27 protein-coding genes are annotated in these 24,881 nt (G+C 57.8%); 16 read left to right on the forward strand and 11 right to left on the reverse strand.

What is annotated here, in order from left to right; genetic code table 11:
- From ACEW8J_RS12110 to ACEW8J_RS12130, 5 genes are all read left to right on the forward strand, one after another.
- Window positions 1-1,098 (forward strand): acyl-CoA dehydrogenase family protein (locus ACEW8J_RS12110; protein ID WP_373491900.1); only part of this gene is annotated, 1,098 nt, incomplete at its 5' end.
- A gap of 7 nt (window positions 1,099-1,105) precedes the next feature.
- Window positions 1,106-2,149: an enoyl-CoA hydratase/isomerase family protein gene (locus ACEW8J_RS12115; protein ID WP_373491901.1), complete on the forward strand. Its 1,044-nt coding sequence runs from the start codon at window positions 1,106-1,108 to the stop codon at window positions 2,147-2,149.
- Entirely contained in the window at window positions 2,146-2,928 is a 783-nt protein-coding gene (locus ACEW8J_RS12120) for an enoyl-CoA hydratase-related protein (RefSeq protein ID WP_373491902.1), read from the forward strand. Before ACEW8J_RS12115 ends, ACEW8J_RS12120 begins: the two co-directional genes overlap by 4 nt.
- A gap of 254 nt (window positions 2,929-3,182) precedes the next feature.
- On the forward strand, window positions 3,183-4,064 hold the full coding sequence (gene mmsB, locus ACEW8J_RS12125; RefSeq protein WP_373491903.1) for a 3-hydroxyisobutyrate dehydrogenase: 882 nt from the start codon (window positions 3,183-3,185) through the stop codon (window positions 4,062-4,064).
- Window positions 4,065-4,070: 6 nt separating this feature from the next.
- Window positions 4,071-4,268 (forward strand): hypothetical protein, encoded by a 198-nt coding sequence (locus ACEW8J_RS12130; RefSeq protein ID WP_373491904.1) that lies wholly within the window; start codon window positions 4,071-4,073, stop codon window positions 4,266-4,268.
- A gap of 7 nt (window positions 4,269-4,275) precedes the next feature.
- Here ACEW8J_RS12130 and ACEW8J_RS12135 read toward each other — a convergent pair whose 3' ends face one another.
- A complete protein-coding gene (locus tag ACEW8J_RS12135) occupies window positions 4,276-5,805 on the reverse strand; it encodes a CpaF family protein (protein ID WP_373491905.1) in 1,530 nt (509 codons plus the stop codon).
- A gap of 172 nt (window positions 5,806-5,977) precedes the next feature.
- Between ACEW8J_RS12135 and ACEW8J_RS12140 the strand changes: the two genes are divergently transcribed.
- Complete coding sequence (locus tag ACEW8J_RS12140) at window positions 5,978-6,898, forward strand: DMT family transporter (protein ID WP_373491906.1); 921 nt, start codon at window positions 5,978-5,980, stop codon at window positions 6,896-6,898.
- Window positions 6,899-6,934: 36 nt separating this feature from the next.
- Here ACEW8J_RS12140 and ACEW8J_RS12145 read toward each other — a convergent pair whose 3' ends face one another.
- The 5 genes from ACEW8J_RS12145 to ACEW8J_RS12165 form a co-directional block, all read right to left on the reverse strand.
- Window positions 6,935-7,192: an ATP synthase F1 subunit epsilon gene (locus tag ACEW8J_RS12145; protein WP_373491907.1), complete on the reverse strand. Its 258-nt coding sequence runs from the start codon at window positions 7,190-7,192 to the stop codon at window positions 6,935-6,937.
- A 179-nt stretch (window positions 7,193-7,371) separates the two neighbouring features.
- Window positions 7,372-8,817, reverse strand: a complete 1,446-nt coding sequence (atpD, locus tag ACEW8J_RS12150) for a F0F1 ATP synthase subunit beta (protein WP_373491908.1) — start codon at window positions 8,815-8,817, stop codon at window positions 7,372-7,374.
- Window positions 8,818-8,842: 25 nt separating this feature from the next.
- Entirely contained in the window at window positions 8,843-9,718 is an 876-nt protein-coding gene (locus ACEW8J_RS12155; RefSeq protein ID WP_373491909.1) for a F0F1 ATP synthase subunit gamma, read from the reverse strand.
- 84 nt (window positions 9,719-9,802) lie between these two features.
- A complete protein-coding gene (atpA, locus tag ACEW8J_RS12160; RefSeq protein ID WP_373491910.1) occupies window positions 9,803-11,332 on the reverse strand; it encodes a F0F1 ATP synthase subunit alpha in 1,530 nt (509 codons plus the stop codon).
- A gap of 12 nt (window positions 11,333-11,344) precedes the next feature.
- On the reverse strand, window positions 11,345-11,899 hold the full coding sequence (locus ACEW8J_RS12165) for a F0F1 ATP synthase subunit delta (protein WP_373491911.1): 555 nt from the start codon (window positions 11,897-11,899) through the stop codon (window positions 11,345-11,347).
- Between the two features lie 288 nt (window positions 11,900-12,187).
- Here ACEW8J_RS12165 and ACEW8J_RS12170 point away from each other — a divergent pair, with 288 nt between their 5' ends.
- The 4 genes from ACEW8J_RS12170 to ACEW8J_RS12185 are packed head-to-tail and all read left to right on the forward strand — an operon-like array spanning window position 12,188 to window position 14,424.
- A complete protein-coding gene (locus ACEW8J_RS12170; protein ID WP_373491912.1) occupies window positions 12,188-12,640 on the forward strand; it encodes a DUF1203 domain-containing protein in 453 nt (150 codons plus the stop codon).
- Window positions 12,637-13,668 carry a bifunctional DNA-binding transcriptional regulator/O6-methylguanine-DNA methyltransferase Ada gene (ada, locus tag ACEW8J_RS12175; RefSeq protein WP_373491913.1) on the forward strand — a complete coding sequence of 344 codons (1,032 nt, stop codon included), beginning with the start codon at window positions 12,637-12,639 and terminating at the stop codon, window positions 13,666-13,668. The genes ACEW8J_RS12170 and ada overlap by 4 nt, the downstream gene beginning before the upstream one ends.
- Complete coding sequence (locus ACEW8J_RS12180; protein ID WP_373491914.1) at window positions 13,665-13,973, forward strand: isocitrate lyase/phosphoenolpyruvate mutase family protein; 309 nt, start codon at window positions 13,665-13,667, stop codon at window positions 13,971-13,973. The genes ada and ACEW8J_RS12180 overlap by 4 nt, the downstream gene beginning before the upstream one ends.
- Window positions 13,879-14,424, forward strand: a complete 546-nt coding sequence (locus ACEW8J_RS12185) for an isocitrate lyase/phosphoenolpyruvate mutase family protein (protein WP_373491915.1) — start codon at window positions 13,879-13,881, stop codon at window positions 14,422-14,424. Before ACEW8J_RS12180 ends, ACEW8J_RS12185 begins: the two co-directional genes overlap by 95 nt.
- On the opposite strand, the gene ACEW8J_RS12190 is transcribed toward ACEW8J_RS12185, so the two are convergent.
- Window positions 14,418-15,959 carry a trypsin-like peptidase domain-containing protein gene (locus ACEW8J_RS12190; protein ID WP_373491916.1) on the reverse strand — a complete coding sequence of 514 codons (1,542 nt, stop codon included), beginning with the start codon at window positions 15,957-15,959 and terminating at the stop codon, window positions 14,418-14,420. The two genes, ACEW8J_RS12185 and ACEW8J_RS12190, sit on opposite strands and share 7 nt — an antisense overlap.
- 103 nt (window positions 15,960-16,062) lie before the next feature.
- Entirely contained in the window at window positions 16,063-18,228 is a 2,166-nt protein-coding gene (locus tag ACEW8J_RS12195; RefSeq protein ID WP_373491917.1) for a primosomal protein N', read from the reverse strand.
- A gap of 65 nt (window positions 18,229-18,293) precedes the next feature.
- Between ACEW8J_RS12195 and ACEW8J_RS12200 the strand changes: the two genes are divergently transcribed.
- On the forward strand, window positions 18,294-18,974 hold the full coding sequence (locus ACEW8J_RS12200) for a DUF4197 domain-containing protein (RefSeq protein WP_373491918.1): 681 nt from the start codon (window positions 18,294-18,296) through the stop codon (window positions 18,972-18,974).
- A gap of 152 nt (window positions 18,975-19,126) precedes the next feature.
- A complete protein-coding gene (fsa, locus tag ACEW8J_RS12205) occupies window positions 19,127-19,780 on the forward strand; it encodes a fructose-6-phosphate aldolase (RefSeq protein ID WP_373491919.1) in 654 nt (217 codons plus the stop codon).
- Window positions 19,781-19,822: 42 nt separating this feature from the next.
- Here the strand turns inward: fsa and ACEW8J_RS12210 are convergent, their stop codons facing one another.
- On the reverse strand, window positions 19,823-21,016 hold the full coding sequence (locus ACEW8J_RS12210; protein WP_373491920.1) for a penicillin-binding protein activator: 1,194 nt from the start codon (window positions 21,014-21,016) through the stop codon (window positions 19,823-19,825).
- On the opposite strand from ACEW8J_RS12210, the gene rsmI reads away from it, so the two are divergent.
- The 4 genes from rsmI to ACEW8J_RS12230 all read left to right on the forward strand — a co-directional run bounded on the left by rsmI (window position 21,017) and on the right by ACEW8J_RS12230 (window position 24,116).
- On the forward strand, window positions 21,017-21,856 hold the full coding sequence (rsmI, locus tag ACEW8J_RS12215) for a 16S rRNA (cytidine(1402)-2'-O)-methyltransferase (protein ID WP_373491921.1): 840 nt from the start codon (window positions 21,017-21,019) through the stop codon (window positions 21,854-21,856).
- A 100-nt stretch (window positions 21,857-21,956) separates the two neighbouring features.
- A complete protein-coding gene (locus ACEW8J_RS12220) occupies window positions 21,957-22,310 on the forward strand; it encodes a YraN family protein (RefSeq protein WP_373491922.1) in 354 nt (117 codons plus the stop codon).
- A gap of 210 nt (window positions 22,311-22,520) precedes the next feature.
- A complete protein-coding gene (gene gshB, locus ACEW8J_RS12225) occupies window positions 22,521-23,477 on the forward strand; it encodes a glutathione synthase (RefSeq protein WP_373491923.1) in 957 nt (318 codons plus the stop codon).
- A gap of 21 nt (window positions 23,478-23,498) precedes the next feature.
- Complete coding sequence (locus ACEW8J_RS12230; protein WP_373491924.1) at window positions 23,499-24,116, forward strand: DedA family protein; 618 nt, start codon at window positions 23,499-23,501, stop codon at window positions 24,114-24,116.
- Between the two features lie 18 nt (window positions 24,117-24,134).
- On the opposite strand, the gene ACEW8J_RS12235 is transcribed toward ACEW8J_RS12230, so the two are convergent.
- Together ACEW8J_RS12235 and ACEW8J_RS12240 are read right to left on the reverse strand one after the other, a co-directional pair.
- Window positions 24,135-24,722, reverse strand: coding sequence for a hypothetical protein (locus ACEW8J_RS12235; protein ID WP_373491925.1), 588 nt, complete (start codon window positions 24,720-24,722; stop codon window positions 24,135-24,137).
- Between the two features lie 6 nt (window positions 24,723-24,728).
- On the reverse strand, window positions 24,729-24,881 hold a 153-nt coding region (locus tag ACEW8J_RS12240), incomplete at its 5' end, for a tyrosine-type recombinase/integrase (protein ID WP_373491926.1).

Here is a 24,881-nt window from a genome sequence, read left to right on the forward strand (position 1 = left end):
ATGGCGCAGAAATTCACCGCCGACGCGATCACCCCGTTCGCGGCCGAATGGGATGAAAAGCATATCTTCCCTCGCGACACGATCAAGCAGGCTGCTGAACTCGGCTTTGGCGGCATATATGTGTCCGAGGAATCGGGCGGCATCGGACTGGGTCGGCTGGAGAGCGCCATCATCATGGAAGCCATGGCTTATGGCTGTCCCTCGACCAGCGCCTTTATCTCGATCCACAATATGGCGTCCTGGATGATCGATACGTTCGGTTCGCAGGCAGTGAAGGACAAATATCTTCCGGGTCTGGTGTCGATGGAGAATATCTCCAGCTATTGTCTGACCGAAGCGGGTGCGGGCTCGGATGCGGCGTCGCTGAAGACCAAGGCGGTGCGCGATGGCGACGATTATATCGTCAACGGCTCCAAGCAATTCATTTCCGGCGGCGGCGAAAACGAGATTTACGTCACCATGACCCGGACCTCCGATGACGGGGCCAAGGGCGTCACCTGTCTGGTCATCGAGAAAGACATGGAAGGCGTCAGCTTTGGCGCAAACGAGAAAAAGCTCGGCTGGCATTCGCAGCCCACTGCCCAGGTCAATTTCGACAATGTCCGCGTACCGGCAGAAAACCGTGTGGGTGACGAGGGCGAGGGCTTTCGCATCGCAATGGCTGGTCTCGATGGCGGGCGGCTGAACATTGGCGCCTGTTCGCTCGGCGGCGCCCAGCGCTGTCTCGACGAAGCAGTCAATTACACCAAGGAACGCAAGCAGTTCGGCAAGGCGATCAGCGATTTCCAGAACACCCAGTTCATGCTCGCCGATATGGCAACCGATCTGGAGGCCTCGCGGGCTTTGCTCTATCTCGCCGCTGCCAAGGTCACCGAAGGCGCGCCCGACAAGACCAAATTCGCTGCCATGGCCAAGCGTCTCGCCACCGACAATGGCAGCAAGATTGTCAACGATGCGCTGCAACTTTTTGGTGGCTATGGCTATCTGCAGGATTATCCGATCGAACGCTTCTGGCGAGATTTGCGCGTCCACAGCATCTTGGAGGGCACCAATCAGGTCATGCGGATGATCGTTTCACGGGAACTGCTCCGGCAATAGGGAAAATATGACAGAAGATCTCATCATCAGAAAAAGCGGGCGGGTTGGCCATATCAGCCTGAACCGCCCGAAAGTCATCCATTCGCTCAACCTCGACATGTGTCTGGGGATGATCGAGGCATTACTTGCCTGGCGCGACGATGACGAAGTCGAAGCGGTGATCATCGATCATAGCGAGGGCCGCGGCTTTTGCGCCGGCGGCGATATCGCGATGCTGCGCGAATCCGGAATGACCGACGGCAAGCAGGGGCGCGAGTTCTTCTACAAGGAATATCAGCTCAACCATCTGCTGTTCGAATATCCCAAGCCGGTGGTCGCGTTCATGAACGGCATCACCATGGGCGGCGGCGTCGGTATTTCGCAACCGGCCAAATATCGCGTGGCGACCGAATATACCCGCTTCGCCATGCCGGAGACCGGCATCGGCCTGTTCCCGGATGTCGGTGGCGGCTGGTATCTGTCGCGGCTTGAAGGGCGGCTGGGCCAGTTTCTCGCGCTCACCGGCGCCCGTCTGGACGGCGCCGAGTGCAAGGAAGTCGGCATCGCCACTCATTATCTGGAATCGGCCGTTCTGGAGGAAGCCAAGCAGCGGATTTCGGAAAATCCGGATCGGATCGAAGGCATATTGGGCCAGCTTTCCGGCAATATCCCGGAAGCGCGGATCGCCAAAAATCTCGACAAGATCGACAAGTTTTTCGCCTCGGATCGGTTCGAGGACATATTGGCTGCGCTGGAAGCCGACGATAGCGACTGGGCCGCCAAGGAGCGTGACACGCTCGGTACCAAGAGCCCACAGACCTGCAAGGTCGCCCTGCGCCAGCTCAAGGAAGGCGCGGCAATGGAAAGTTTCGCCGATGAAATGCGCAATGAGTACCGGATCGGCTATCATGTGCTGGTGATGCACGATTTCCTCGAGGGTGTCCGCGCGCTGATCGTCGACAAGGACAATGATCCGAAATGGAACCCGCCGACGCCAGAGGAAGTCAGTTCCGAATGGATCGACAATATTTTCGCGCCGCTACCGGCAGATGAAGAATGGAAACCGCTATGACGTATGAAACCATCCTGACCGAAAAAAGAGGCCCGGTTACCCTGATCACGCTCAACCGCCCACAGGCATTGAACGCGCTGAACAGCCAGGTACTCGACGAACTTATCGACGCCTTTGCCGCGTTCCAGGCGGACGACACGCAGAACTGCGCCGTGCTGACCGGGTCGGGCGACAAGGCCTTTGCCGCTGGTGCGGATATCAAGGAAATGTACGACAAGTCTGCTGCTGATTTCTATCTCGAGGATTTTTTCGGCAAATGGACCAGCCATATTGTCAAGACCACCCGCAAGCCATGGATCGCGGCGGTCAACGGCTTCTCGCTGGGCGGCGGCTGTGAACTGGCGATGATGGCGGATTATATCATTGCCAGCGACAAGGCGAAATTCGGCCAGCCGGAAATCAAGCTGGGCGTGGCCCCCGGCATGGGCGGTTCGCAGCGGCTGACCCGCGCGATCGGCAAGGCCAAGTCGATGGAAATGTGCCTGACCGGACGAATGATGGATGCCGAGGAAGCCGAACGATCCGGTCTGGTGGCCCGCGTGGTTCCGCATGAGGATCTGCTTGACGAGGCGATGAAATCTGCCGCTCTTGTCGCCTCCATGCCGCCGATGGCTGCGCAGGTGAACAAGGAAATGGTCAATTCCGCCTTCGAGAATAATCTCGAGCAGGGGCTGGTGCATGAACGGCGCCTGTTCCAGATCCTGACCGCCACCGAAGACAAGAAGGAAGGCATGGCGGCCTTTATCGAAAAGCGCGAAGGCCAATGGAAGGGGCGTTAAGCAATGATTGCTGCCATTGCACTTATTGTCGGAGTGGGAATGGCATTCTTTGCGGTTAAGCTACACCAATCCAACAAAAGTCAGGAAATATCATATTTCCGCGCAAATACATTTGGGTTGGATACGGATGGCAAGCTTCTTCCGCTAAATTATTTGATAAGAGCCATGCTACCCTTTCAACTCGGAATGATAGTTCTGTTCTGTATCGTGGTTGTCTTAAGCGCAATAGCAAGAAACTGAGTGGGAATTTTATAATGAAAATCGGATTTATCGGCCTTGGCAATATGGGTGGCGGCATGGCCGCCAATCTCGCAAAAGCAGGGCATGAGGTCCATGCCTTTGACCTCTCGGGCGAAGCGCTGGCGCGGGCTGGCGAGGCGGGATGCCATCCGGTCAGCGATGCCGCGCAGGCGGTCCAGAACATGGAAGCCGTAGTCACCATGCTCCCGGCCGGCACCCATGTTCGCAAGGTCTATGAATATGAGATCATCATCAATGCCAATCCCGGCACGCTCGCGATTGATTGCTCCACCATCGACGTCGACAGCGCGCGCGATGTCGCGACCATGGCGGATGCCAAGGGGTTGGTCCCGGTAGATGCGCCGGTATCCGGCGGTATTGCTGCGGCCAATGGCGGGACTTTGACCTTCATGGTCGGCGGCAGCGATGAAGGCTTCAAACGTGCCGAACCAATCCTGTCCGACATGGGCAAGGCGGTGATCCACGCCGGCGGCAATGGCGCTGGACAGGCAGCGAAGATCTGCAACAACATGCTGCTCGGCGCCTCGATGATCGCGACCTGCGAAACGTTCAAGATGGCCGAGAAACTGGGCCTCGATCTCCAGACATTCTACGATATTTCTTCAAAGGCATCGGGCCAGAACTGGTCGATGACCAGCTATTGCCCGGTCCCCAGTGTCGGCCCGCAAAGCCCGGCTGACAATGGCTATGATGGCGGTTTCGCCGCGGCGTTGATGCTGAAAGACTTGCGTCTCGCGATGGAGGCGGCGCAAAGCGCCGGAGCCGAAGTGCCAATGGGTGCCGAGGCAGCAAAGCTCTACGAACAATATGCCGAAGCGCAGGGGCAGGGGGGCAAGGATTTCTCCGGCATCATCAACATGCTGGGCAAGGGATGAACCAATATGCCGCCGCTGTGGCTGGTGATTTGCGGTCTGTCCGGAACGATTGCCATCATTTCAGAACTCGGCAACCGGCGACGCAATAATCGCCGCGATATCGATGATGTCGGCATTGTGCCATGGTCGACGATCACCGCTCTGGCTCTGCTGACATTTGGCCTATCCTTCGCTTTCGGTCTGGGATTCCTCTCAACCGAATGAAGGATGGTTACAGGCAGGCTTCCAGCAGCGGCTGGTCAAATCCATATTGGCGCGCTTTTTCCAGCGTATAGGGGCGCAGGCCCGCCGATACATATTCACCGATGATCTTGCCGTCGGCATCCTCGTCGAGATATTGATATTTGAACAATTCCTGAGTGACGATGACGTCGCCCTCCATCCCGATCACTTCGGTAATATTGGTTGTCCGGCGTGAACCATCGCGCAGTCGCTTCACCTGTACGATCAGATCGACCGATTCCGCAATCTGGCGGGAAATCGCTTCCTTCGGGATCTTGATGTCACCCATGAGAATCATATTTTCCATACGGCCGAGACATTCGCGCGGGCTGTTGGCGTGAAGTGTACACATCGAGCCATCATGGCCGGTGTTCATGGCGGCGAGAAGATCGAAACATTCCGCGCCACGAATTTCGCCGAGGATGATCCGGTCCGGGCGCATACGCAGGGCGTTTTTGACAAGATCGCCGATGGTGATCGCGCCTTGGCCTTCGAGATTGGGTGGCCGGGTTTCAAGCGGTAGCCAGTGTGGCTGCTGCAGCCGCAGTTCGGCCGCATCCTCGATGGTCAGCACGCGTTCGCCGGGATCGATCATTTTCGACATGGCGTTGAGCATGGTTGTCTTACCAGAACCGGTACCGCCGGAGATCACCACGTTGAACCGGCAGGCACCGGCAATCTTGAGCACGGTGCACATTTCATCGGACATTGAGCCGAAGCCCTTCATCAGGTCGAGCGTGATCGGCTTTTCGGAAAATTTACGAATCGAGATCGCGGTGCCCTTCAGGCTCAGCGGCGGAACGATTACGTTCACACGCGAACCATCCTTCAGACGAGCATCGGCGAGCGGCGTGGTTTGATCGACGCGGCGGCCGACCTGGTTGACGATCCGTTGGGCGATCTGGAACAGATGTTCCTCATCCCGGAACTGGATCGGTGCGATTTCCAGCTTGCCCTTGATTTCGATATAGGTCTGTTCCGGACCATTGACCATGATATCCGAGATATCCGGATTGCTGAGCAATTCCTCCAGCGGTCCAAAACCAAGCAATTCGTCGACCAGCACTTTTTCCAGTGCAAATTGTTCGCGCCGGTTGAGTGTCAGCTTCAGTTCGGTCAGCACTTCCATGATGATCGGACGGAATTCTTCGGTCAGCTCTTCCTTGTTCAGTGTCGCGGCGGCTTCGGGATCGACGCGTTCGAGCAAGCGCGGGAGCACCTGTTCCTTGATCTTGTGGACCGAGGCGCCAAAGCCTTCGTCCTTGTCGGACGCTTCCGCCAAGGGCAGCGAACGCTCGGAAAGCCGCGCCATGGCTTCGCTTTGCACAGCGGCCGGTGCAGAAGGCATGTCATCACCGGACAGCGGAATCGATTCAAGCGGGGGAAACTGGTTGCCACCCTGCCGGTCTTCGCGATTTTCGGATTCTGGAGTTTTCTTGCCGCCACCGGTCATTGGCTTCGCTACGCCAAAGGACGGTTTGCCGCCGCCCAGTCCATTTTTCTTGCCAAATGCGCTCATGCTATTCTGTCCGATATGTCTAATGTCACACGATCAATGCTCTCTTTCCCCGAAAATGGTTAATAAACCGGTAAATTTGCCGCATTAGAAGCCAGGCCATGCTCATGCAATTTTGTGACTTGTCTGGGGGAGAGCAACCGCTAAGCCATGAAAATGAACAAGGATCGAAATATTGGCTGCTGACCAATCGCGCGAACGGGCAGTCGCCGCCGGGGGCATCACGCTCGCCCTGGTGGCCTTTGCCGGATTTCCGATCGGCGATGCCATAATCAAGTCGATGGCTGGTGACTGGCCCGCGCCAGCGGTCGCTGCGTTGCGATTTTCGATCGGTGCGCTAGCCTTGGCGGTGATATTGTTCATGCGCGAAGGCCGTCGCGGCTTTCAGGTCAACCGGCCCTGGCTCCACATGGCTCGGGGGTTTGCGCTGTTCGTGGGAACCTTAAGTTTTTTCTCGGCGATCTATATCATGCCGCTGGCCGATGCAGTGGCGATATCGTTCATCAACCCGATTCTCACCGCCTTGTTTTCGGGCTGGTTCTTGAAAGAAAACATGCCGCCCCGCACCTGGTTTGCCACAATCATTGCCTTTGTCGGGGTCTTGATCATGTTGCGTCCCAATGTTGCCGCCTTTGGCTGGGTCGCGATATTGCCCCTGATTTCCGCCTTTGCCATGTCGGCAATGCTCATCCTCAACCGCATGGTATCAACCCAGCGGTCCATTTTCGCGGCGCAATTCTACATCGCTTTCTGGGCGGCAATATTCCTGATCATCGCTTCGGTCCTTGGCCATTGGCGGGTGCCTGTCATGGCCGTTCCCGGCATGCCTGACTGGGACGTTGTGGTGCGTTGTTTGGTGGTGGCACTGACGGCCACGGGCTGCCATTTCCTGCTGTTCATGGCGACGATGCGAACGACGGCGGCGGCCATTGCCCCGATCGTCTATATCCAGCTGCTGATCGCGACTGGGATCAGCGTCTTTGTCTTCGGTGACCCGATCGACCGGACCGCGATGATGGGGGGTCTGCTGATAATTTTCAGTGGCCTGCTGCTCTGGCGAAGCAGTCGCCGGGCCAATACGGTGCTGGAAGCTTAGCAAGGTCTGCATGCTAGCCCCACCCAGCGAGGAATGTCAGCAAACAGCTTCCGCCAGAACCGTGAGACCCTTTTCGTCAACCTGGGCAAAGCCGCCCTGCACGAAAATTGTTTCCGGAGTGGCGCCTTCGCTGGCGTAGATCAGCAGATCGGCATCGCGGATGGTCGACATCACCGGTGCATGATTCGCAAGCACCCCGAAGTCACCCTCGGCACCGGGCACAACCACCATGAACACATCTTCCGACCGGACGAGTTTCTCTGGGGTTACGAGTTCGAAGTGTAGGTTTGCCATATTCTTATCCTTTATCCCTCTCCCTTGATTGAGAAGGTTGCGACGACTTGGCAGCTTGCTGCCGAGTCATGGCTGGGTGAGGCTGATCTGTCGTCTGGTATTATGATCACCCTCATCCCGCTTTGGTGTGCCGGCCCAACCGTCTTGGCCGTCTCCGCAACAGGAGAGGCTTCAACGCATCAAGCCGCCTCCGCCGCCATTTTCTTGCCTTTTTCGACCGCTTCCTCGATGCCGCCAACCATGTAGAAGGCGTTTTCGGGAAGATGATCATATTCGCCGTCGACAACCGCCTTGAACGACTTGATGGTGTCTTCCAGCGCTACAAACTTGCCCTTGATGCCGGTAAAGACTTCCGCAACGTGGAATGGCTGCGACAGGAATTTCTGAATTTTACGGGCACGCTGAACGACCAGCTTATCTTCTTCCGACAGTTCGTCCATGCCGAGAATGGCGATGATGTCTTGTAGGGACTTATATTTCTGCAGGGTTTCCTGAACAGCACGCGCCGTATCATAATGTTCCTGACCGACAACGCGGGGCTCAAGAACACGGCTGGTGGAATCGAGCGGGTCAACCGCTGGATAAATACCCAGTTCCGAAATGGCACGGTTCAAAGTGGTTGTTGCATCCAGATGGGCAAAGCTGGTTGCAGGGGCAGGGTCGGTCAAGTCATCGGCAGGCACGTAAATGGCTTGCACCGATGTAATCGAGCCCTTGTTGGTCGAGGTAATGCGTTCCTGCAGTGCGCCCATGTCGGTTGACAGGGTTGGCTGATAACCCACAGCGGAAGGAATACGACCGAGCAGTGCGGACAATTCCGAACCTGCCTGGGTGAAACGGAAGATGTTGTCGACGAAGAACAAAACGTCCTGGCCTTCCTGATCACGGAAATATTCCGCCTGGGTCAGACCGGACAGAGCAACACGCGCACGCGCGCCTGGAGGCTCGTTCATCTGTCCGAAGACCAGCGCCACTTTGGAGCCTTCCGGAGTAGGATTGCCATCTGCATCCTTGGCAATAACGCCTGCATCGAGAAATTCGTGATACAGATCGTTGCCTTCGCGGGTGCGTTCACCGACGCCGGCAAACACCGAAACGCCGCCATGGCCTTTTGCGATATTGTTGATCAGTTCCTGAATAAGAACGGTCTTGCCGACACCGGCACCGCCGAACAGGCCGATCTTGCCGCCCTTGGCGTAAGGCGCCAGCAAATCGATAACCTTGATGCCGGTCACCAGAATTTCTGATTCGGTGGACTGGTCGACAAAGGCTGGTGCTTCTGCATGGATAGGCGCGCTCAGCTTTGCATTGATCGGGCCGCGTTCGTCAATCGGTTCTCCGATCACGTTCATGATCCGGCCAAGCGTTTCGGGACCAACCGGCATCATGATCTGCGAACCGGTATCGATCACGTCCTGACCGCGGGTCAGGCCTTCGGTCGCGTCCATGGCGATGGTGCGAACGGTGTTCTCGCCGAGATGCTGCGCAACCTCCAGAACTAGCCGGTTGCCGTTATTATCGGTTTCCAGAGCCGAGAGAATTGCCGGGATCTCATTGTCGAAGATTACGTCGACGACAGCGCCGATAATCTGTGAAATGCGGCCTACATTTTTGGTCTTTGCCATTTTTCCGTTTCCTTGCGTACGTGCTTTAAAGCGCTTCAGCGCCAGCGATGATTTCAATCAATTCGGTGGTAATCGCGGCCTGGCGGCTGCGGTTGTAAACAATCGTGAGGTTGTCGATCAGGTCACCGGCATTGCGGGTCGCATTGTCCATTGCGGTCATCGACGCGCCTTGTTCGGACGCGTTATTTTCCAGCAATGCACCGAAAATCTGCGTGGTCAGATTGCGCGGGAGCAGTTCGGCGAGTATTTCTTCCTCGTCCGGTTCATATTCGACGGCACCTCCGGATTCCGAAACCGCGCCCTCTTTAACCGCGATCGGAACGATCTGCTGAACCGTGGGTTCCTGCACCAGAGCCGATCTGAACTTGCCGTAGAACAGATGGGCGACGTCATATTTGCCCTCTTCAACCAGCGCTGTCAGGTCCTCGGCAATCGCCTTGGCCTCTTCATATCCCGGTGCCTTGACATTCGACGTGTCGAAATGTTTCAGAATCTGCCCAGGGTAGAAACGCTTGATGATCGGAATGCCCTTGCGTCCGACCATGTAGAACAATACTTTACGGCCCTCGCCAAGCAGCTTCTCGGCCTTCAGACGGGCTTCCTTGACGATATTGGCATTGAAAGCGCCGCACAGGCCGCGATCCGATGTCGCCACGACCAGCAAATGGGTCTCCAGCTTTCCGGTGCCAGCCAGCAGTTTCGACGAATTTTCATCAATCGAAACCTTGGACGCGAGGCTAGCCATGACCTTTTCCATCTGCTCGGCATAGGGACGCGCTGCTTCAGCGGCCATCTGCGCCCGGCGCAATTTGGCAGCGGCCACCATTTTCTTGGCCTTGGTGATCTTCTGCGTCGACTTGACCGACGCGATCCGATCTTTCAGTTCTTTAAGACTGGCCATTGCTAGTCATACTCCAATCTTCGTCATCCCGGACCTTTTCCGGGATCTCGGGAGATGCTGAAATCGGTTCAGCATGACGAGTGTTTAAGCAAATGTCTTTCCAAAGGCCGTCAAAGCCTGTTCCAGAGCTGCCTTGGTGTCATCTGCCAAGTCGCCGCTTTCGCGGATCGTTTTCAGAATATCGGCATGTTCATTACGCATATGGGCCAGCATCGCTTCTTCATAACGGACAACATCACTGGCTGCGACACGATCAAGATGGCCGTTGGTGCCGGCATAAATCGAAGCGGTCTGCTCTTCGAACGGCAGCGGCGAGAATTGTGGCTGCTTGAGCAACTGCGTCAGCCGCTCGCCACGAGCGAGCAATTTCTGCGTCGACGCATCAAGGTCAGAACCGAACTGCGCGAACGCTGCCATTTCACGATATTGCGCCAGATCGAGTTTGATCGAGCCGGACACTTTTTTCATCGCCTTCGTCTGGGCAGCAGAACCCACACGCGACACCGACAGACCCACGTTAATGGCAGGGCGGATACCCTGGTTGAACAGGTCGGTTTCGAGGAAGATCTGGCCGTCGGTGATCGAAATCACGTTGGTCGGGATATAGGCCGAAACGTCGCCGGCCTGGGTTTCGATGATCGGCAACGCGGTCAGCGAACCAGAGCCATTGGCTTCGTTCATCTTCGCGGCACGTTCGAGCAAACGACTGTGCAGATAGAAAACGTCACCCGGATAGGCTTCGCGTCCTGGAGGACGACGCAGCAGCAGCGACATCTGGCGATAGGCGACAGCCTGCTTGGAGAGATCGTCATAAACGATACAGGCGTGCATGCCGTTATCGCGGAAATATTCGCCCATCGTCACACCGGTATATGGCGCAAGATATTGCAGCGGCGCAGGCTCGGAAGCGGTTGCGGCAACAACGATCGAATATTCCATTGCGCCATTTTCTTCGAGGCTCTTGACGATCTGGGCAACCGTCGAGCGCTTCTGGCCGATGGCAACATAGATGCAGTACAGCTTCTTGCTTTCGTCGTCGCCGGCGTTGACGGTCTTCTGGTTGATGAATGTGTCGATCGCGACAGCGGTCTTGCCGGTCTGACGGTCACCGATGATCAGCTCGCGTTGACCACGGCCAACAGGAACCAGCGCGTCGAGCGCCTTAAGACCAGTCTGGACCGGTTCGTGCACCGATTTACGCGGGATGATGCCCGGTGCCTTGACTTCCACACGGCTACGCTGGGTGGTGTTGATCGGGCCTTTACCATCAATCGGATTGCCGAGGCCGTCGACAACGCGGCCGAGCAATTCCTTGCCGATCGGAACGTCCACAATGGTGCCGGTCCGTTTGACCACGTCGCCTTCCTTGATTTCAGCGTCCGAGCCGAAGATCACGACACCGACATTGTCGGCCTCGAGGTTCAGTGCCATGCCCTGAATACCGTTGGAGAACTCAACCATCTCACCGGCCTGCACCTGATCGAGGCCGTGGATACGGGCGATACCGTCACCGACGGCGAGCACGGTTCCGACTTCGGAAACCTGGGCTTCATTGCCAAAATTGGCGATCTGGTCCTTGATGACCTTTGAAATTTCTGCGGCGCGAATATCCATGTGTATCTTCCTTTAGCCCTTCATGGCCTGCGATAGGGTGTTCAAACGGGTCTTAATCGAGCTGTCGATCATCTGGCTGCCGATTTGCACGACCAGCCCGCCCAATATGGACGGATCGACTGCGGTGGAAACGCTGACATCGCTTCCCACGCGTTTCTTGAGTTGCGCTTTCAGCGCAGCAATCTGCTTGGCATCCAGCGGATGGGCGGATGTGACTTCGGCGGTGATTTCGCCCCGATGATCAGACGTCAATGTCGAGAAGGCGCGAATGATGCCGGGTATCTGCTCGAGCCGACGGTTGGCCGCGAGCACGCCGAGCATATTGGTCGACAACGTGTCGAGACCAAGGCTCTTGGCCGTCGCCGCGATAGCCTTTCCGGCATCATCGCGGGACAGCACCGGGCTGCTGGTCAGCGCCCTGAGATCATCCGATTCGGCCAGGGCCGCGCTCAAAGTGTCGAGGCTAGATTGCACCGAATCGATGCTGCTATTTTCTTTTGCAAGGGCGAACAGTGCGGTGGCGTAACGCCCCGCTAAACTTGCCCTGATGCCGCTGGAATGATCCACGCGTTTGCTACTCCCTGACCGTCAATTTGGTCTGAAAACCGTTCATGAAATGGCCCGCTTAATGGCCGGAAATCCTACGATTCCGCCCGCGGATGCGCGGCGTCTAGCAACCATTTTGCTGCGATGCAAGATGGGTTAGGGAATCATTTTTGAGAAAGCGTAAAACGCTGGTTTTTGGTGCTTTTCGATTATCTCCGGGGTAAAATTTACTTTGACCGCAAGATACGGGAAGCAGCGTACCGCTTTCTCCGGCTATTGGACATTATAGCAACAGCGCGGAGACCATGCATGACCTATCAAATCACCGGGATCAGTCCCGATCAGTTGGACAATATCGCGCGCGCACCGGGCACCGTGCGTGTTACCGCAACGGACAAGCCGGGCTTTCCTTGCCGCATCACTCTCGAAGATGCGCAGCCGGGTGAAGAATTGCTTTTGTTCCACCATGTCTCGCACGACGTCCTTTCGCCCTACCGGAGCAGCTATGCCATCTATGCGCGCACGGGTGCTCGGGCCGCTGCGCAATATACAGACGCCGTTCCTCCGATATTTGAAGGTCGCCCCCTCGGCATGCGGGCATTTGGCGCCGATGCAATGTTGAAAGCCGCCCGACTATCCATGCCGGGTGATGCGGACCAAACCATCCGGCAATTGTTGGAGCTCGATGAAGTTGCCTATATAGATGCGCATAACGCCGCGTACGGATGTTTTGCCGCGCGGGTGGAGAGGTTTGAATCATGAACCCGGATCAAGTGGACAGCGAACGGGCCTGGGCAGCGATGCAGTCGCGCGACCGGTCGTTCGATGGAAAATTTGTTACCGGCGTGCTTAGTACCGGAATCTATTGCCGACCATCTTGCGCGGCTCGCCACCCAAAGCGCGAAAATGTACGTTTTTTTGCCCGGGCAGAGCAGGCGGAAGCCGCAGGGCTGCGTGCCTGTCTGCGCTGCCGCCCCAATGATGTCGCGCGCGACGAAGCAGCAGTCAAAGCGGTACTTGATACCATTCGCATGGCGGAAAGCGCCCCCAAACTGGATGAGCTGGCCGATCTGACCGGCTATTCCCCCACTCATCTTCAGCGCATTTTCAAGCGCGATACCGGCTTGTCCCCCGCCGCCTATGCGCGCGCATTGCGTTCGGAACGGGTGCGGGACGCATTAGAAAACGGCGCATCGGTGACCGAGGCGATTTATGATGCGGGCTATGGATCGGCTTCGCGATTCTATGTGGAAGCGGGAAAGAGATTGGGCATGCGGGCATCGGTATGGAAAAATGGCGGTGCGGGGGTGACGGTGCACTGGGCCCGCGTGGCAACAACGCTTGGCCCGATGATGGTTGCCGCGACCGACAAGGGTGTCTGCTGCCTGTCCTTCGGCGAAGGCGAAGAAGAATTGCGCCATCGCTTTCCAAAAGCGGATCTGCGGCAGGGCGGTGACGGATTTCAAATATTGCTCGACACAGTTGTGGCGCAGGTCGAGGCACCAGGCCGCCCGCATAACATCCCGCTTGATGTGCAGGGCACCGCATTTCAGGAAGCCGTGTGGCAGGAATTGCGCAAGATCCCCGAAGGCGAAACCCGCAGCTATGCCGATATCGCTGCCGCGATCGGAAAACCCAAGGCGGTGCGGGCCGTGGGCAGCGCCAATGGGGCCAACAATGTCGCCGTCCTGATACCATGCCATCGCGTAGTCCGCAGTGATGGTTCGATGGGCGGCTATGCTTACGGGCTGGAGATAAAAAAACGGCTGTTGGAGAAGGAAGCGAAATGAACATAAAAATAGCGGCCTTGGGGGACCTTCACATCCCGGGTGACCCCGTCATTCTGGTCAATATCTGGGATGCAGGCAGCGCAAAGGCGGTCGCGGCAGCCGGTGCGAAGGCCTTGGCGACCGGAAGTTATGGCGTCGCCGGCGCGCAGGGGATCGCTGACGGCGAGGAATTCTCGCTGGATGACGCGATTGCCAATCTTGAACATTATAGTGGCGGCAACCGACTTGCCCGTAAGCATGGACATGGAAGCCGGATATGGCGAGGACGCGCAGGAAGTCAGACAGTCGGTGCAACGCGTTTATGATGCCGGTGCCAGCGGCATCAACATGGAAGATCGCATGCCGGGTGAAGATCAGTTGCTGGCGCCGGAGGATTTTGCAGAAAGGCTGGCTGCGGCCGTGTCCACCGGACTATGGGTGAATGCCCGATGTGATGTGTTTAGAGGGCGGCCTATAGGCATGGATGGTCAGACTTTGGTCGACGAAGTTCTCGGACGGGCGGAAATATATGCCAATGCCGGAGCAGGGAGCCTATTCGTTCCATTTCTGAGTGATACCAGATGGATCGGCGCAATCTGTGCTGCATCGCCTTTGCCGGTCAATATATTGCGGTCTCCGGATGGTCCGGGCCAGACGGAATTGGCCCGACTGGGGGTTGCCCGGATCAGCCACGGACACCAGCCGTGGGCCGCAGCGATGAATTGGCTGACGGGCCAGGCCGAGAGGATTTTTGCCGGCGATGAACCAGATTATTGAGTTTCCTTCTCACATTTATAAACCAGCCTCTCATTAGCCTGGCCCGGCAATTCGCCTCTGATCGCCTTCACCATATTTTCGATATCGGCGAGCGCCTCGGGGTCTGCGGTGCAGGCCCTGTTGCCATATTCGGACCGGATCGCCCGGGCCCGGTTCATCGCATCCAGTCCCATCAGAAAGCGCTCTTCCGTAAATTCCCCGCTATCTGGCTGGAAGCTGTTGATCGTCACGGTTTGCTCTTCGTTGGGAACGAATATGCGCGACCATTTGGCACCATCGCGGCCATATTGGGTGCGGCCGTTGACACAGCCACCTTCCAGCCATTCGAGCGGCAGTTCCTTTTCCTGCGAGACGGTGATCCGGCTGCGTTGCGGATTGATCGTGCACATATATTTTCCGGACGTTGCGGTGCTCGCTTGTTGCGGGCGGCTATTCCCTGCCTGGTCGTTGAGTGCAGCAGCCGTGCGGTCATCGATCTCGCTGAAATCCGCCCGTGACAGAAAAATGATGACCGCACCGATCAGCAATATTACCGCACCGCCCGCCGCGCCAATGCCTGGGTTGCGCTTGCCTTGAATGATCAGAATCGTTGCACCACCTGCCGCCAGCACGGACAGCGCCAGCATCAGTGCGGCGATCGCGATCCGGTTTTCCCGCTCGGCAATGATATCTTGTGAAATGCTGGTCCGCAACTTGGATTCGGCGCGTTCGCGCTTGTCGGATTCCGCGTCCTTTGCGGCCTGCACCTGCGCACGGGCAGCGGCTTCCCGGAGTCGCTCCTGCTCGCTGATCTCGGCGGCAGAACGGCACGGCGTTGCCGTGACCCCGGCAGTGACCCCTGCTTTGCGCAGAAAGTTCAGTATCTCCCTGCCCGAAACGGCAAAACCAAATTCCGCATCATTGCCGTCGCTGATCGAGCCAAAGCTGTTCGCACCCAATACTCGGCCACAATTGTCGATCAGCGGCCCGCCACTGTTGCCGGTTGCAATGGGCGCGGTGTGAAGAATCGTCTCAAACTGCTTTGTTGTGCGTCCACCCGACACCGTGCCCGTCGTCTTGACCGGGGACATGGGCTTGATCAGATCATCGAGATCAAGACCCTGTGCACGGTCCACGGAACCGGGATAGCCTACCGCCACAACATCGGCGCCATCGTCAACCGAACCGCCAAAGAATGTCAGCGGCGGCAATCGTCCGCCATCCAGCACCTGGATCAGCGCAAGATCATTACTCGGGGAATAAGCGATGATCCGCCCACCATAGCTGGTGCCGCCTTGCGACGGAATTATACCGATGACCACCGATGATTCCTGCCGCGCAATTTCGACGACATGGGCGTTGGTTACGATCTTGTCCGGTGCCACGACGAAACCGCTACCATGGCCGACAAAAGCGACTTTATTGCCATCTTTGGCAGCGAGCACCACCCGGACGACCGATCGGCTGGCAGCGCTGATATCGGCCGGGTCAGCCTGGGCAGGGCCGGTGAACAGGACGGCAGTGACCAAAAGAAATAACGCTAGGATGCGGTTCATGAAGCGGCTTTCAGTTCTGCGTGCGCCGCACTTGATGCGGAGCCCTGTGTGGAATGACCGCTACTCAACCCGGCGCTCCGCATCAAGTGCGGAACACTTTTGCTTAAACAAAACTATAGGGGTCCACGTCTACCCCGACCCGCACCGCGCGGGGCCATTCCAGCTTTTCCAGCCAGTCTCGCATGATATTCTGCAGGTCGACGGATCGCAAGGCGTGGACCAGCAGCCTGTGCCTGTGCCGTCCGCGGAGCATCGCCAGCGGCGCGGGCGCGGGTCCAAAAACCGAAAATCCGTCGAGCCTGGGGGCGGTCTGGCCGATCAGCCGCGCTGTCTCCATCGCTTCCTGATTGTCCTCGGAGGAGACGATGATCGCCGCCCAGCGCGCAAACGGCGGTGCCTGTGCCTGTCGCCGCGATTCAATTTCGGCAGCATAAAACCCCTCCCGGTCGTTCCTGATCAGCGCCTGGATCACCGGCGCATGGGGCATGCGGGTCTGGACATAGACCCGGCCCGGCTTTTCCGCTCGCCCGGCGCGTCCCGCCACTTGCGCTATCTGCTGGAAACTGCGCTCGGCGGCGCGCAGGTCGCCGCCTTCCAGCCCGATGTCCGCGTCCACCACACCAACCAGCGTCAGATTGGGAAAATGATAACCCTTGGTTACCAGCTGTGTTCCGACGACGATATCGATCGCTCCGGCTTCCATCTGCTGGACAAACTCGGCGGCGCGCTGCGGCGACCAGATCGTGTCGGAGGTGACAATCGCTGTCCGCGCTTGCGGAAACAGCATTTTGACCTCGTCACAGATCCGCTCGACACCCGGCCCGCAGGCCACCAGACTGTCTTCGTCGCCGCATTCCGGGCATTTTTCCGGAATCGGCATGACATGGCCGCAATGATGGCAGGCCAGCCGTCGGGTCAGCCGATGCTCGACCATCCAGGCCGTGCAATGGGGACAATCGATCCGGTGCCCGCAGGTCCGGCACAGGGTAAGCGGAGCAAATCCGCGCCGGTTCAGGAACAAAAGCGATTGTTCGCCGCGTTCGAGATTTTCCTCCAGCGCATGGACCAGCGTCGGCGCTAGCCAGTTGCCACGCGGCGGAATATCCTGCGTCAGATCCAGCGCTTCGATATCCGGCATCATGGCCCCGCCAAAGCGGGCCGGCAGTTCGAGCAGTTGATAATTGCCCTGTTCGACCTGATGGCGGCTCTCGATCGCTGGCGTGGCCGAGGCCAATATCACCGGTATCTGTTCATAGAGCCCGCGCATCACCGCGACGTCGCGGGCATGATAGCGCACGCCATCCTCCTGTTTGAAGCTGGTTTCATGCGCCTCGTCCACGATGATCAGGCCGAGACTGGCATATGGCAGGAACAGCGCCGAGCGCGCACCGACAATCACCTTGGTGCTGCCGTCGGCCAGGGCTCGCCAGTTTTTCTTGCGGTCCGACTGTTTCATGCCGCTGTGCCAGGTCAGCGGTTCGGCACCGAAACGCGCCTCAAAGCGGTTGAGAAATGGCTCGGTCAGAGCGATTTCGGGCAACAGCACCAATATCTGCTTGTCCTGTCGCAGAGCTTCGGCAATCGCCTCGAAATAGACCTCGGTCTTGCCCGATCCGGTCACGCCATCAAGCAGAAACGGTTTGAACCGCGACGCACGCACTGCTTCGATCAGGATTTTGCTGACTATATTCTGGTCTTCGCTGAGATCGACAGCGCCGAAATCCGGTGAGGGATGAGCTGTGACAGCAAACGGGGATACGTCTTCCCGATCAAAGACCCCCAGTTTTTCAAGCCCCCGGATCACCGCCACCGACACGCCCGCCTTCTGCGCCAGTTCGCTGATCGTCCCTTGGGTATCGGCCAATTTGCCTAGGGCTTGCTGGCGCTGCGGCGTCATCCGGTCAGGAATCTTGCCGTTCAGCCGATATTCGCTGATCGGACGATTATCGGCAAAGGCGGCGCCGCTGGACAGGACCATACGCAGCACCGAGGCCGGAGAGGCAAAATAATAATCCGCCGTCCACTCGATCAGCCGGCGCAAAGGCGCGCGCAGCGGCGGCACATCCCGCACTTCCAGTAGCGGCCGCAATTTTTTCGGATCAATTTCTTCTACCGGGAAACTCTCGGCCTCCCACACGATCCCCGGCACTCTGCGTGGACCTAGCGGGGCCATCACGATCGAGCCCGGCTGCACGCGCATGCCATCGGGGACGCGGTAATCGAGCGGACTCAGTGCAGCGTTAAGGAGGAGTACACGAACGCGATTCATATTGATGCTATACGCAGATTATCATCATTCGTCATTGTTGCTTTGGCAAAAACAGGAGAGGGTTAATGATCTACCATCGCAGAGCGGTTCTGGGTCTCGGCGCCGCCGCCGGATTGTTGGTCCTGCCGGGTTGTTCAAGCCTGCCGGGCTTGAGTCTCACCGAAGCGGTCAAGCGGTTGCTGACCGTGTCGTCACAGAATGCCTTTGCCGAATTGCTCCAGCCCAATGGTTTTTTTGACAGCCAGGTGGCCCGCATATCGGTTCCGGATTCGCTGGGCGGATCGCGAACGACCGATATTGCCAATGCCCTGCTGCGTTCCAAGCCGATTCAGGACCGGCTGCTCCGACAGGTCAACCGTGCGGCAGAACAGGGCGCGGAGCTGGCAGCGCCGATAGTGGCGGAAACGATCCGCAATATGAGCATCACCGACGCTGTGACGATTATCAATGGCGGACCGCGAGCAGCCACTAGCCTGCTGCGAGGCCAGTTGGGAAATACGCTGGTCGACCGGATGTTGCCGGGCATCTGCAACGGTCTGAGGCTGTTCGACAACGAGATAATAAATCTGGTGCTGTCGCAAGCCACCAATGTCGATTTTAGCACTATAAACCGAGACGTAACCAGTAAAGTCAACGATGCGATCTATCGATCCATCGGCGCGCAGGAAGAGGCGATTCGAGCCAATCCCCGCGCCACCAATGATCCCCTGCTGATCGCGGTGCTGGGCGCTCGAAAAGCGTATTGACTCATTGTTTCAAAAGCATAGCTCATCTTGGCAATCGCTACCCGCGGTATATTAAGCCAGCGGTGCAGCAATAAATTGAACAAGCACTGGCATTTCTGACCCTTATCGCGATAGAAAACGTTCACCTCATCAGATAACTGGATTCGCAAGCTATGAAATTTTTTGTTGATACCGCCGATACCGCGGAAATCGCCGACCTCGCGGCGACCGGTATGGTTGATGGCGTGACCACCAACCCTTCGCTGATCAAGAAATCGGGTCGGGATATCATGGAAGTGACCAAGGAAATTTGCGGTCTCACCGATGGGCCGGTATCTGCCGAAGTCGTTGCCCTCGATCACGAAACCATGCTGAAAGAGGCGGAAGTGCTGCGCAAGATCGCGGAGAATGTCTGTATCAAGGTACCGTTGACGATTGACGGGCTCAAGACCTGCAAGGCGCTGACCGGTGAAGGCACGATGGTCAATGTCACCTTGTGCTTCTCTGCCAACCAGGCCCTGCTTGCTGCCAAGGCCGGCGCCAGCTTCATTTCGCCCTTTGTCGGCAGACATGATGACAACGGCCTCGACGGCATGACTTTGATCGAGGATATCCGCCTGATCTATGACAATTATGCGTTTGAGACCGAAATCCTGGTCGCCTCGATCCGCCACCCGATCCATGTTCTGGAATCGGCGCGCATTGGTGCCGATGTTGCGACGATGCCGCCCAATGTCATCCGCGGCCTGTTCAAGCATGTGCTCACCGACAAGGGAATCGAAGGCTTTCTGAAAGACTGGGCCGATACCGGTCAGAATATCGGCTGACTATTGTCTCGTCATCCTGAACTTGTTTCAGGATGACTTAGCTCAAAATCCCTTTGGTGCCGGATCAACCACGGCAAAGCTGCCGTTGCGGATTTCCTGGATTTCGAGCGCACGCTCGGAAACGCCGTCGGCCTTGAAACGGAACACGCCGTCCAGTCCGATAAACCCGCCCTTGTCGGTCAGCTGGTTGATCGGAAATGGCGATCCCACTTTCCAGTCGCGAGCGACCTTGACGGTCAGCAATACCGAATCATAGCCAAGGCTGGACAGCCGGAACGGCGCCTGGCCATAACGGGCGCGATATCTGTCGGCATATTGCTTGTAGAGACTGTCGGAAACGCTGGCGAACCAGGCGCCGCGCATTGACGGCGCGCCGGCCAGATTGCTGCTGGTGTTCCACAGGTCCGGACCCAATATCTTCGCCGTGCTGCTTGCGTTTTTCCGAATATAGGGGGCTGCCTTGATCGCCATATCGCCATTGTCGGCCAGCAAAACCGCATCAAAATCGCCATTTTGGGCGAGCTTCTTGGTCGCGGCTTCGATCGATTGGGAATCACGGTTGAACGTCTGGATCGACACCACCGTGCCGCCGGCATCCTTCACCTGGCGGAGCAGGGTGGAAGATGCGCGTTGTCCATAGACACCATTGGGTACCAGACCGGCAAAGCGAGTCATGCCCTTGGACTTGGCATAGTCCAGGACGCGGCTGATAGACTGCGAGGGAATATGGCCGAGTACGAAAACATTGTTGCCTGCGACGCCGCTATCGTTGGAAAAGCTGAGTATGGGCACGCCTGCCGGACGCGCGACATTGGCGGTCGCCACGACATTGTCGCTGAGCAGGGGGCCGATGATCAGCTTGTTGCCGTCGCGAATGGCATTTTGCGCGGCAACGGCTGCACCCTTGGCGGTGTCATAGCTGGTCATGCGGATATTGTCCGCCTTGGTGTCGAGTAAAGCCATGGTCGTGGCATTGGCGAGCGACTGGCCGATACCGGCATTTTTCCCGGATAGCGGCACGAGCAGGGCGATACGATGATGTTTCTGGTCATCGGGTAGCCCGGCGGTTACCGGCGGCGGCGCCGGCGCAGCGGTCGGCGCCGGTTCGGCGCCGCGCGGAATCACCGTTTCACACCCGGCGAGGAAGACAAAGGCGGATACGCCCGCCCACTTCAAAATGCCGCGCCTGCTGCTTTGATCTTGTCCTGTATGTGTCTTGTCTGCCATGACCGTCATATGTCTGCTCCTGCCCAATCCGGTCTCTATATCGTTGCTACCCCGATCGGCAACCTTGGAGATTTGTCGCGGCGCGCCGAATCGATCCTGGCGGCAGCCGAGATCATCCTGGTCGAAGACACAAGAGTTACCGGTAAGCTTCTGAATCATATCGGTAAAAAGTCGAAAATGATCGTCTATAATGATCATAAGTCCAAGGCCGACCGGGACGTCATTTTGGACGCCATACGATGTAAAATTGTCGCACTGGTCAGCGATGCCGGGACACCGCTGATCTCCGATCCTGGCTACAAGCTGGTCCGTGATGCGCAGGAAGCCGGCCTTTACATCACGACGATTCCCGGCCCGAGCGCTGCCATCGCCGCCCTCACATTGTCCGGCCTGCCCAGTGACCGGTTTCTGTTCGAAGGCTTCCTGCCCGGCAAGACCAAGGCCCGCAGGGATTCGCTCGGCGCATTGAAATCGCTCAATGCCAGTCTGATCTTTTACGAAAATGGCTCTCGCCTCGGCGCCATGCTGGCCGATTCCCTCGCGGTTCTGGGTGACCGGAAGGCGGCGGTCATCCGCGAAATCACCAAGAGATTCGAGGAAAGCGTCGCCGGTTCGCTTGGCGATCTGGCCACCCGCTATGGCTCGGAAAAGCCGAAGGGCGAGATTGTCGTCATCATCGGTCCTCCCGGTGCCCCGGAAGCGGCCGACGAGCAGGAGATTGAAGCGGCGCTACGGGACGCACTGGTCCGCCTTCCGGCATCCAAAGCGGCGGGGGAGGTGGCGCGCACCTTCAACACCGACCGCAAGGCGCTGTACGAACTGGCCAATCGCTGGAAGGCGGAAAAATGAGCGTACCGGAACCTCGTCCCGTTCGTCCTGAACCTGTCGAAGGACGGGCTCGCGCGCAGGTTCTGGCTTCGACAGGCTCAGCAAGCACGGCATTGCCAAGATGAACCGCCAGGATGCGGAAGCGCAGGGCCGGCAGGCCGAAAAGACCGCCGCCCGCTTTCTGCGCCTGAAGGGCTGGCGGATATTGGCCGAACGGGTCCGGACCCCGCGGGGCGAGGTCGATCTGGTCGCGAAACGCGGCGGACTGGTCGCCTTTGTCGAGGTAAAGGCGCGCACGAAACTGGAAGATCTGGAACAGGCGATCGACCTCAGACGACTCCAGCGCGTCGCCGCTGCCGCGGAAATTCTCTATCCGCAATATTGCCCGAACGGCGAGGATATGCAGATCGACGTTATCCTCGTGGCGCCAAGGCGTCTGCCCGTCCATCTCGCCAATGTCTGGCACGGATTCTGACGAGCCATGGCCGCAAGCCGTTAGTGGTGAGCCTGTCGAACCACACCTCCCGACGATAAGCGTCCTTCGACAGGCTCAGGACTAACGGCTGGAAAAAATCCACTCCTCGCTCGTCTCGAGCGCAGTCGAGAGACATCTTCCCCGGTCAATGTGTCTCGACTACGCTCGACACGAACGGTAAGTGGGTGCGGAAATATCCAAGGAATGAGAATGACCCTGAAAATCGCCGTACAAATGGACCCGATGGAAAGCGTGAATATCGCTGGCGACAGCAGCTTCGCGCTGGTGCTCTCCGCGCAGAAACGCGGCCACCAGATATACCATTATGACGTTAAGGGCCTGACCTTGCACGCCAATGGCCGCCTGACCACGCCCGCCCGCCCGGTGACGGTGCAGCCGGTCCAGGGCGACCATTTCAGCTTTGGCGATCCGGTCAGACTTGATCTCGGCAGCGATGTCGATGTCGTATTGATGCGACAGGACCCGCCGTTCCACGTCGGCTATATCACCGCGACCCATTTGCTCGAGCGGATCGAGGGCGAGACGCTAGTGGTCAACAACCCGGTCTCCGTCCGCAACGCGCCGGAAAAAGTCTATGTGCTCGACTACGCGCAGTATATGCCGCCGACCCTGATCACCCGCGACCTTGACGAAGTGCGCGCCTTCCAGAAGGAACATGGCGGCATCGTGGTCAAGCCGCTGCACGGCAACGGCGGCAAGGCGATCTTTCTGGTGCCGGAAGATGGCAGCAATCTCAGCGCATTATTCGAGGTATTTAACCAGACCTGGCCGGAACCGCATATGGTCCAGCCGTTCCTCCCGGAAGTGCATCAGGGCGACAAACGCATCGTCCTGATCGACGGCGAATTTGCCGGCGCGATCAACCGCAAGCCGGGCGAGGGCGAGTTCCGGTCCAACCTGGCCCAGGGCGGATATGCCGAGGCAGCGGAACTGACCGACCGCGAAAAGGAAATCTGCGCCGCGATGGGCCCGGATCTCAAAAGGCTTGGCCTGATCTTTGTCGGTATCGACGTGATCGGCGGCAAATGGCTGACCGAGATCAACGTGACCTCGCCGACCGGCATCGTCGCGATCGACAAGTTCAACGGCACCGACACCCCGGGAATGATCTGGGATGCGATCGAGCGCCGCCTTGCCGGCCGATAATCCCGCAGCGGAGCATTTGCGTTGACCAGCTGGATCACCGACCTCATCGCGCAAAGCGGTTATTGGGCGATCGGCTTCCTGATGGCACTGGAAAATATCTTTCCGCCGATCCCGTCCGAGCTGATCATGGGGCTGGGCGGCGTCGGTGTCGGGCAGGGGACCTTTCATCCCGTGGCTCTGGTCCTGGTCGGCACGATCGGCTCGGTCATCGGTAATTATTTCTGGTTCATGGTCGGCCGTCACTGGAACGAGGATGACCTGCGCGGCTATGTCCGGCGGCATGGCCGCTGGCTGACGCTCGACGTTGCCACGGTCAACCGGATCGACCGGATTTTTGACAATCACGGCGAATGGGTGGTGTTTGTCGCCCGCTTCATCCCCAATATCCGTACCCTGATTTCGGTACCCGCTGGCCTGTTCGGCATGTCCCACAAACGCTTCATCCTCGCGACCAGCGCCGGCGCCACCGTCTGGAACAGCGCGCTGGTCTATGCGGGTTACCAGCTGCAGCAGAATGTCGATGATATCGAGAATTATGTCGGCCCGGTGTCGCTGGGCGTGATCGGGTTGATCGTGGTGGTTTATATCTGGCGGATTATCTTCTGGCGGCCGGGGGAGGATTCAGGTGGGTCGGGATAATCTGGCGAGCGATAGACGCTAGGCTTGCGTAGAAAGCAAACTCAGATTTTTGCTCAACTCCTGTTTCCATTCCGTTTCTTTGTGACGAAATGCATAACCGAAGCCCAGTATTTCGATGATAATTCTCGCCGCGAGTTCGGCCAGTCTAGGTATTCCAGATAATTCTATTGACCAACTCATCGGCTCAAAGTGCGTGAACTGGTTGCGGATTCCCTCATGGAAATTTTTCAGCCATACTAATTCCTGATCTGAAATTGTAACTCCTGCTTCGTTACTTCTGTCGCCGGCCGAATGCGGTTGTCTTACTTTTTTAAGTAGGTCAGGCAATGGCATCAAATAGGTTTCTGGTGCTTTCGCGCTCGGTTCAGTTCGACTTTTTTCGAAAAAATTTAGCCACTCCGCCGCGTTCCGCTTGGTCACTGGACCTAAGGGCGCAGCGCTAGTCGTTAAATGACAGATACAGGCGCCTTGCACAGCTGAATGCAAGGAAAGAGCTACCCATTTCCAAGCCTGATCATCATCTGTTGTTGCACCAAAACTCAAGAGTGCATGACGAATCGAGCCCGCCACGTCGTCAGCTTCATCTGTTGTGATCCAGTTTTCCACGATTTCTCAACCCGCCCGAGGATGCGCATTCTGATAAACATCCAGCAAATGCGCTGCATCGACCGCCGTATAAACCTGTGTGCTACTCAAACTCGCATGCCCCAATAACTCCTGCAAACTCCGCAAATCCGCGCCGCCCGCCAGCAGATGCGTCGCAAA

The sequence above is a fragment of the Parasphingorhabdus sp. genome (assembly GCF_041748495.1).
Lineage (GTDB): Bacteria > Pseudomonadota > Alphaproteobacteria > Sphingomonadales > Sphingomonadaceae > Parasphingorhabdus.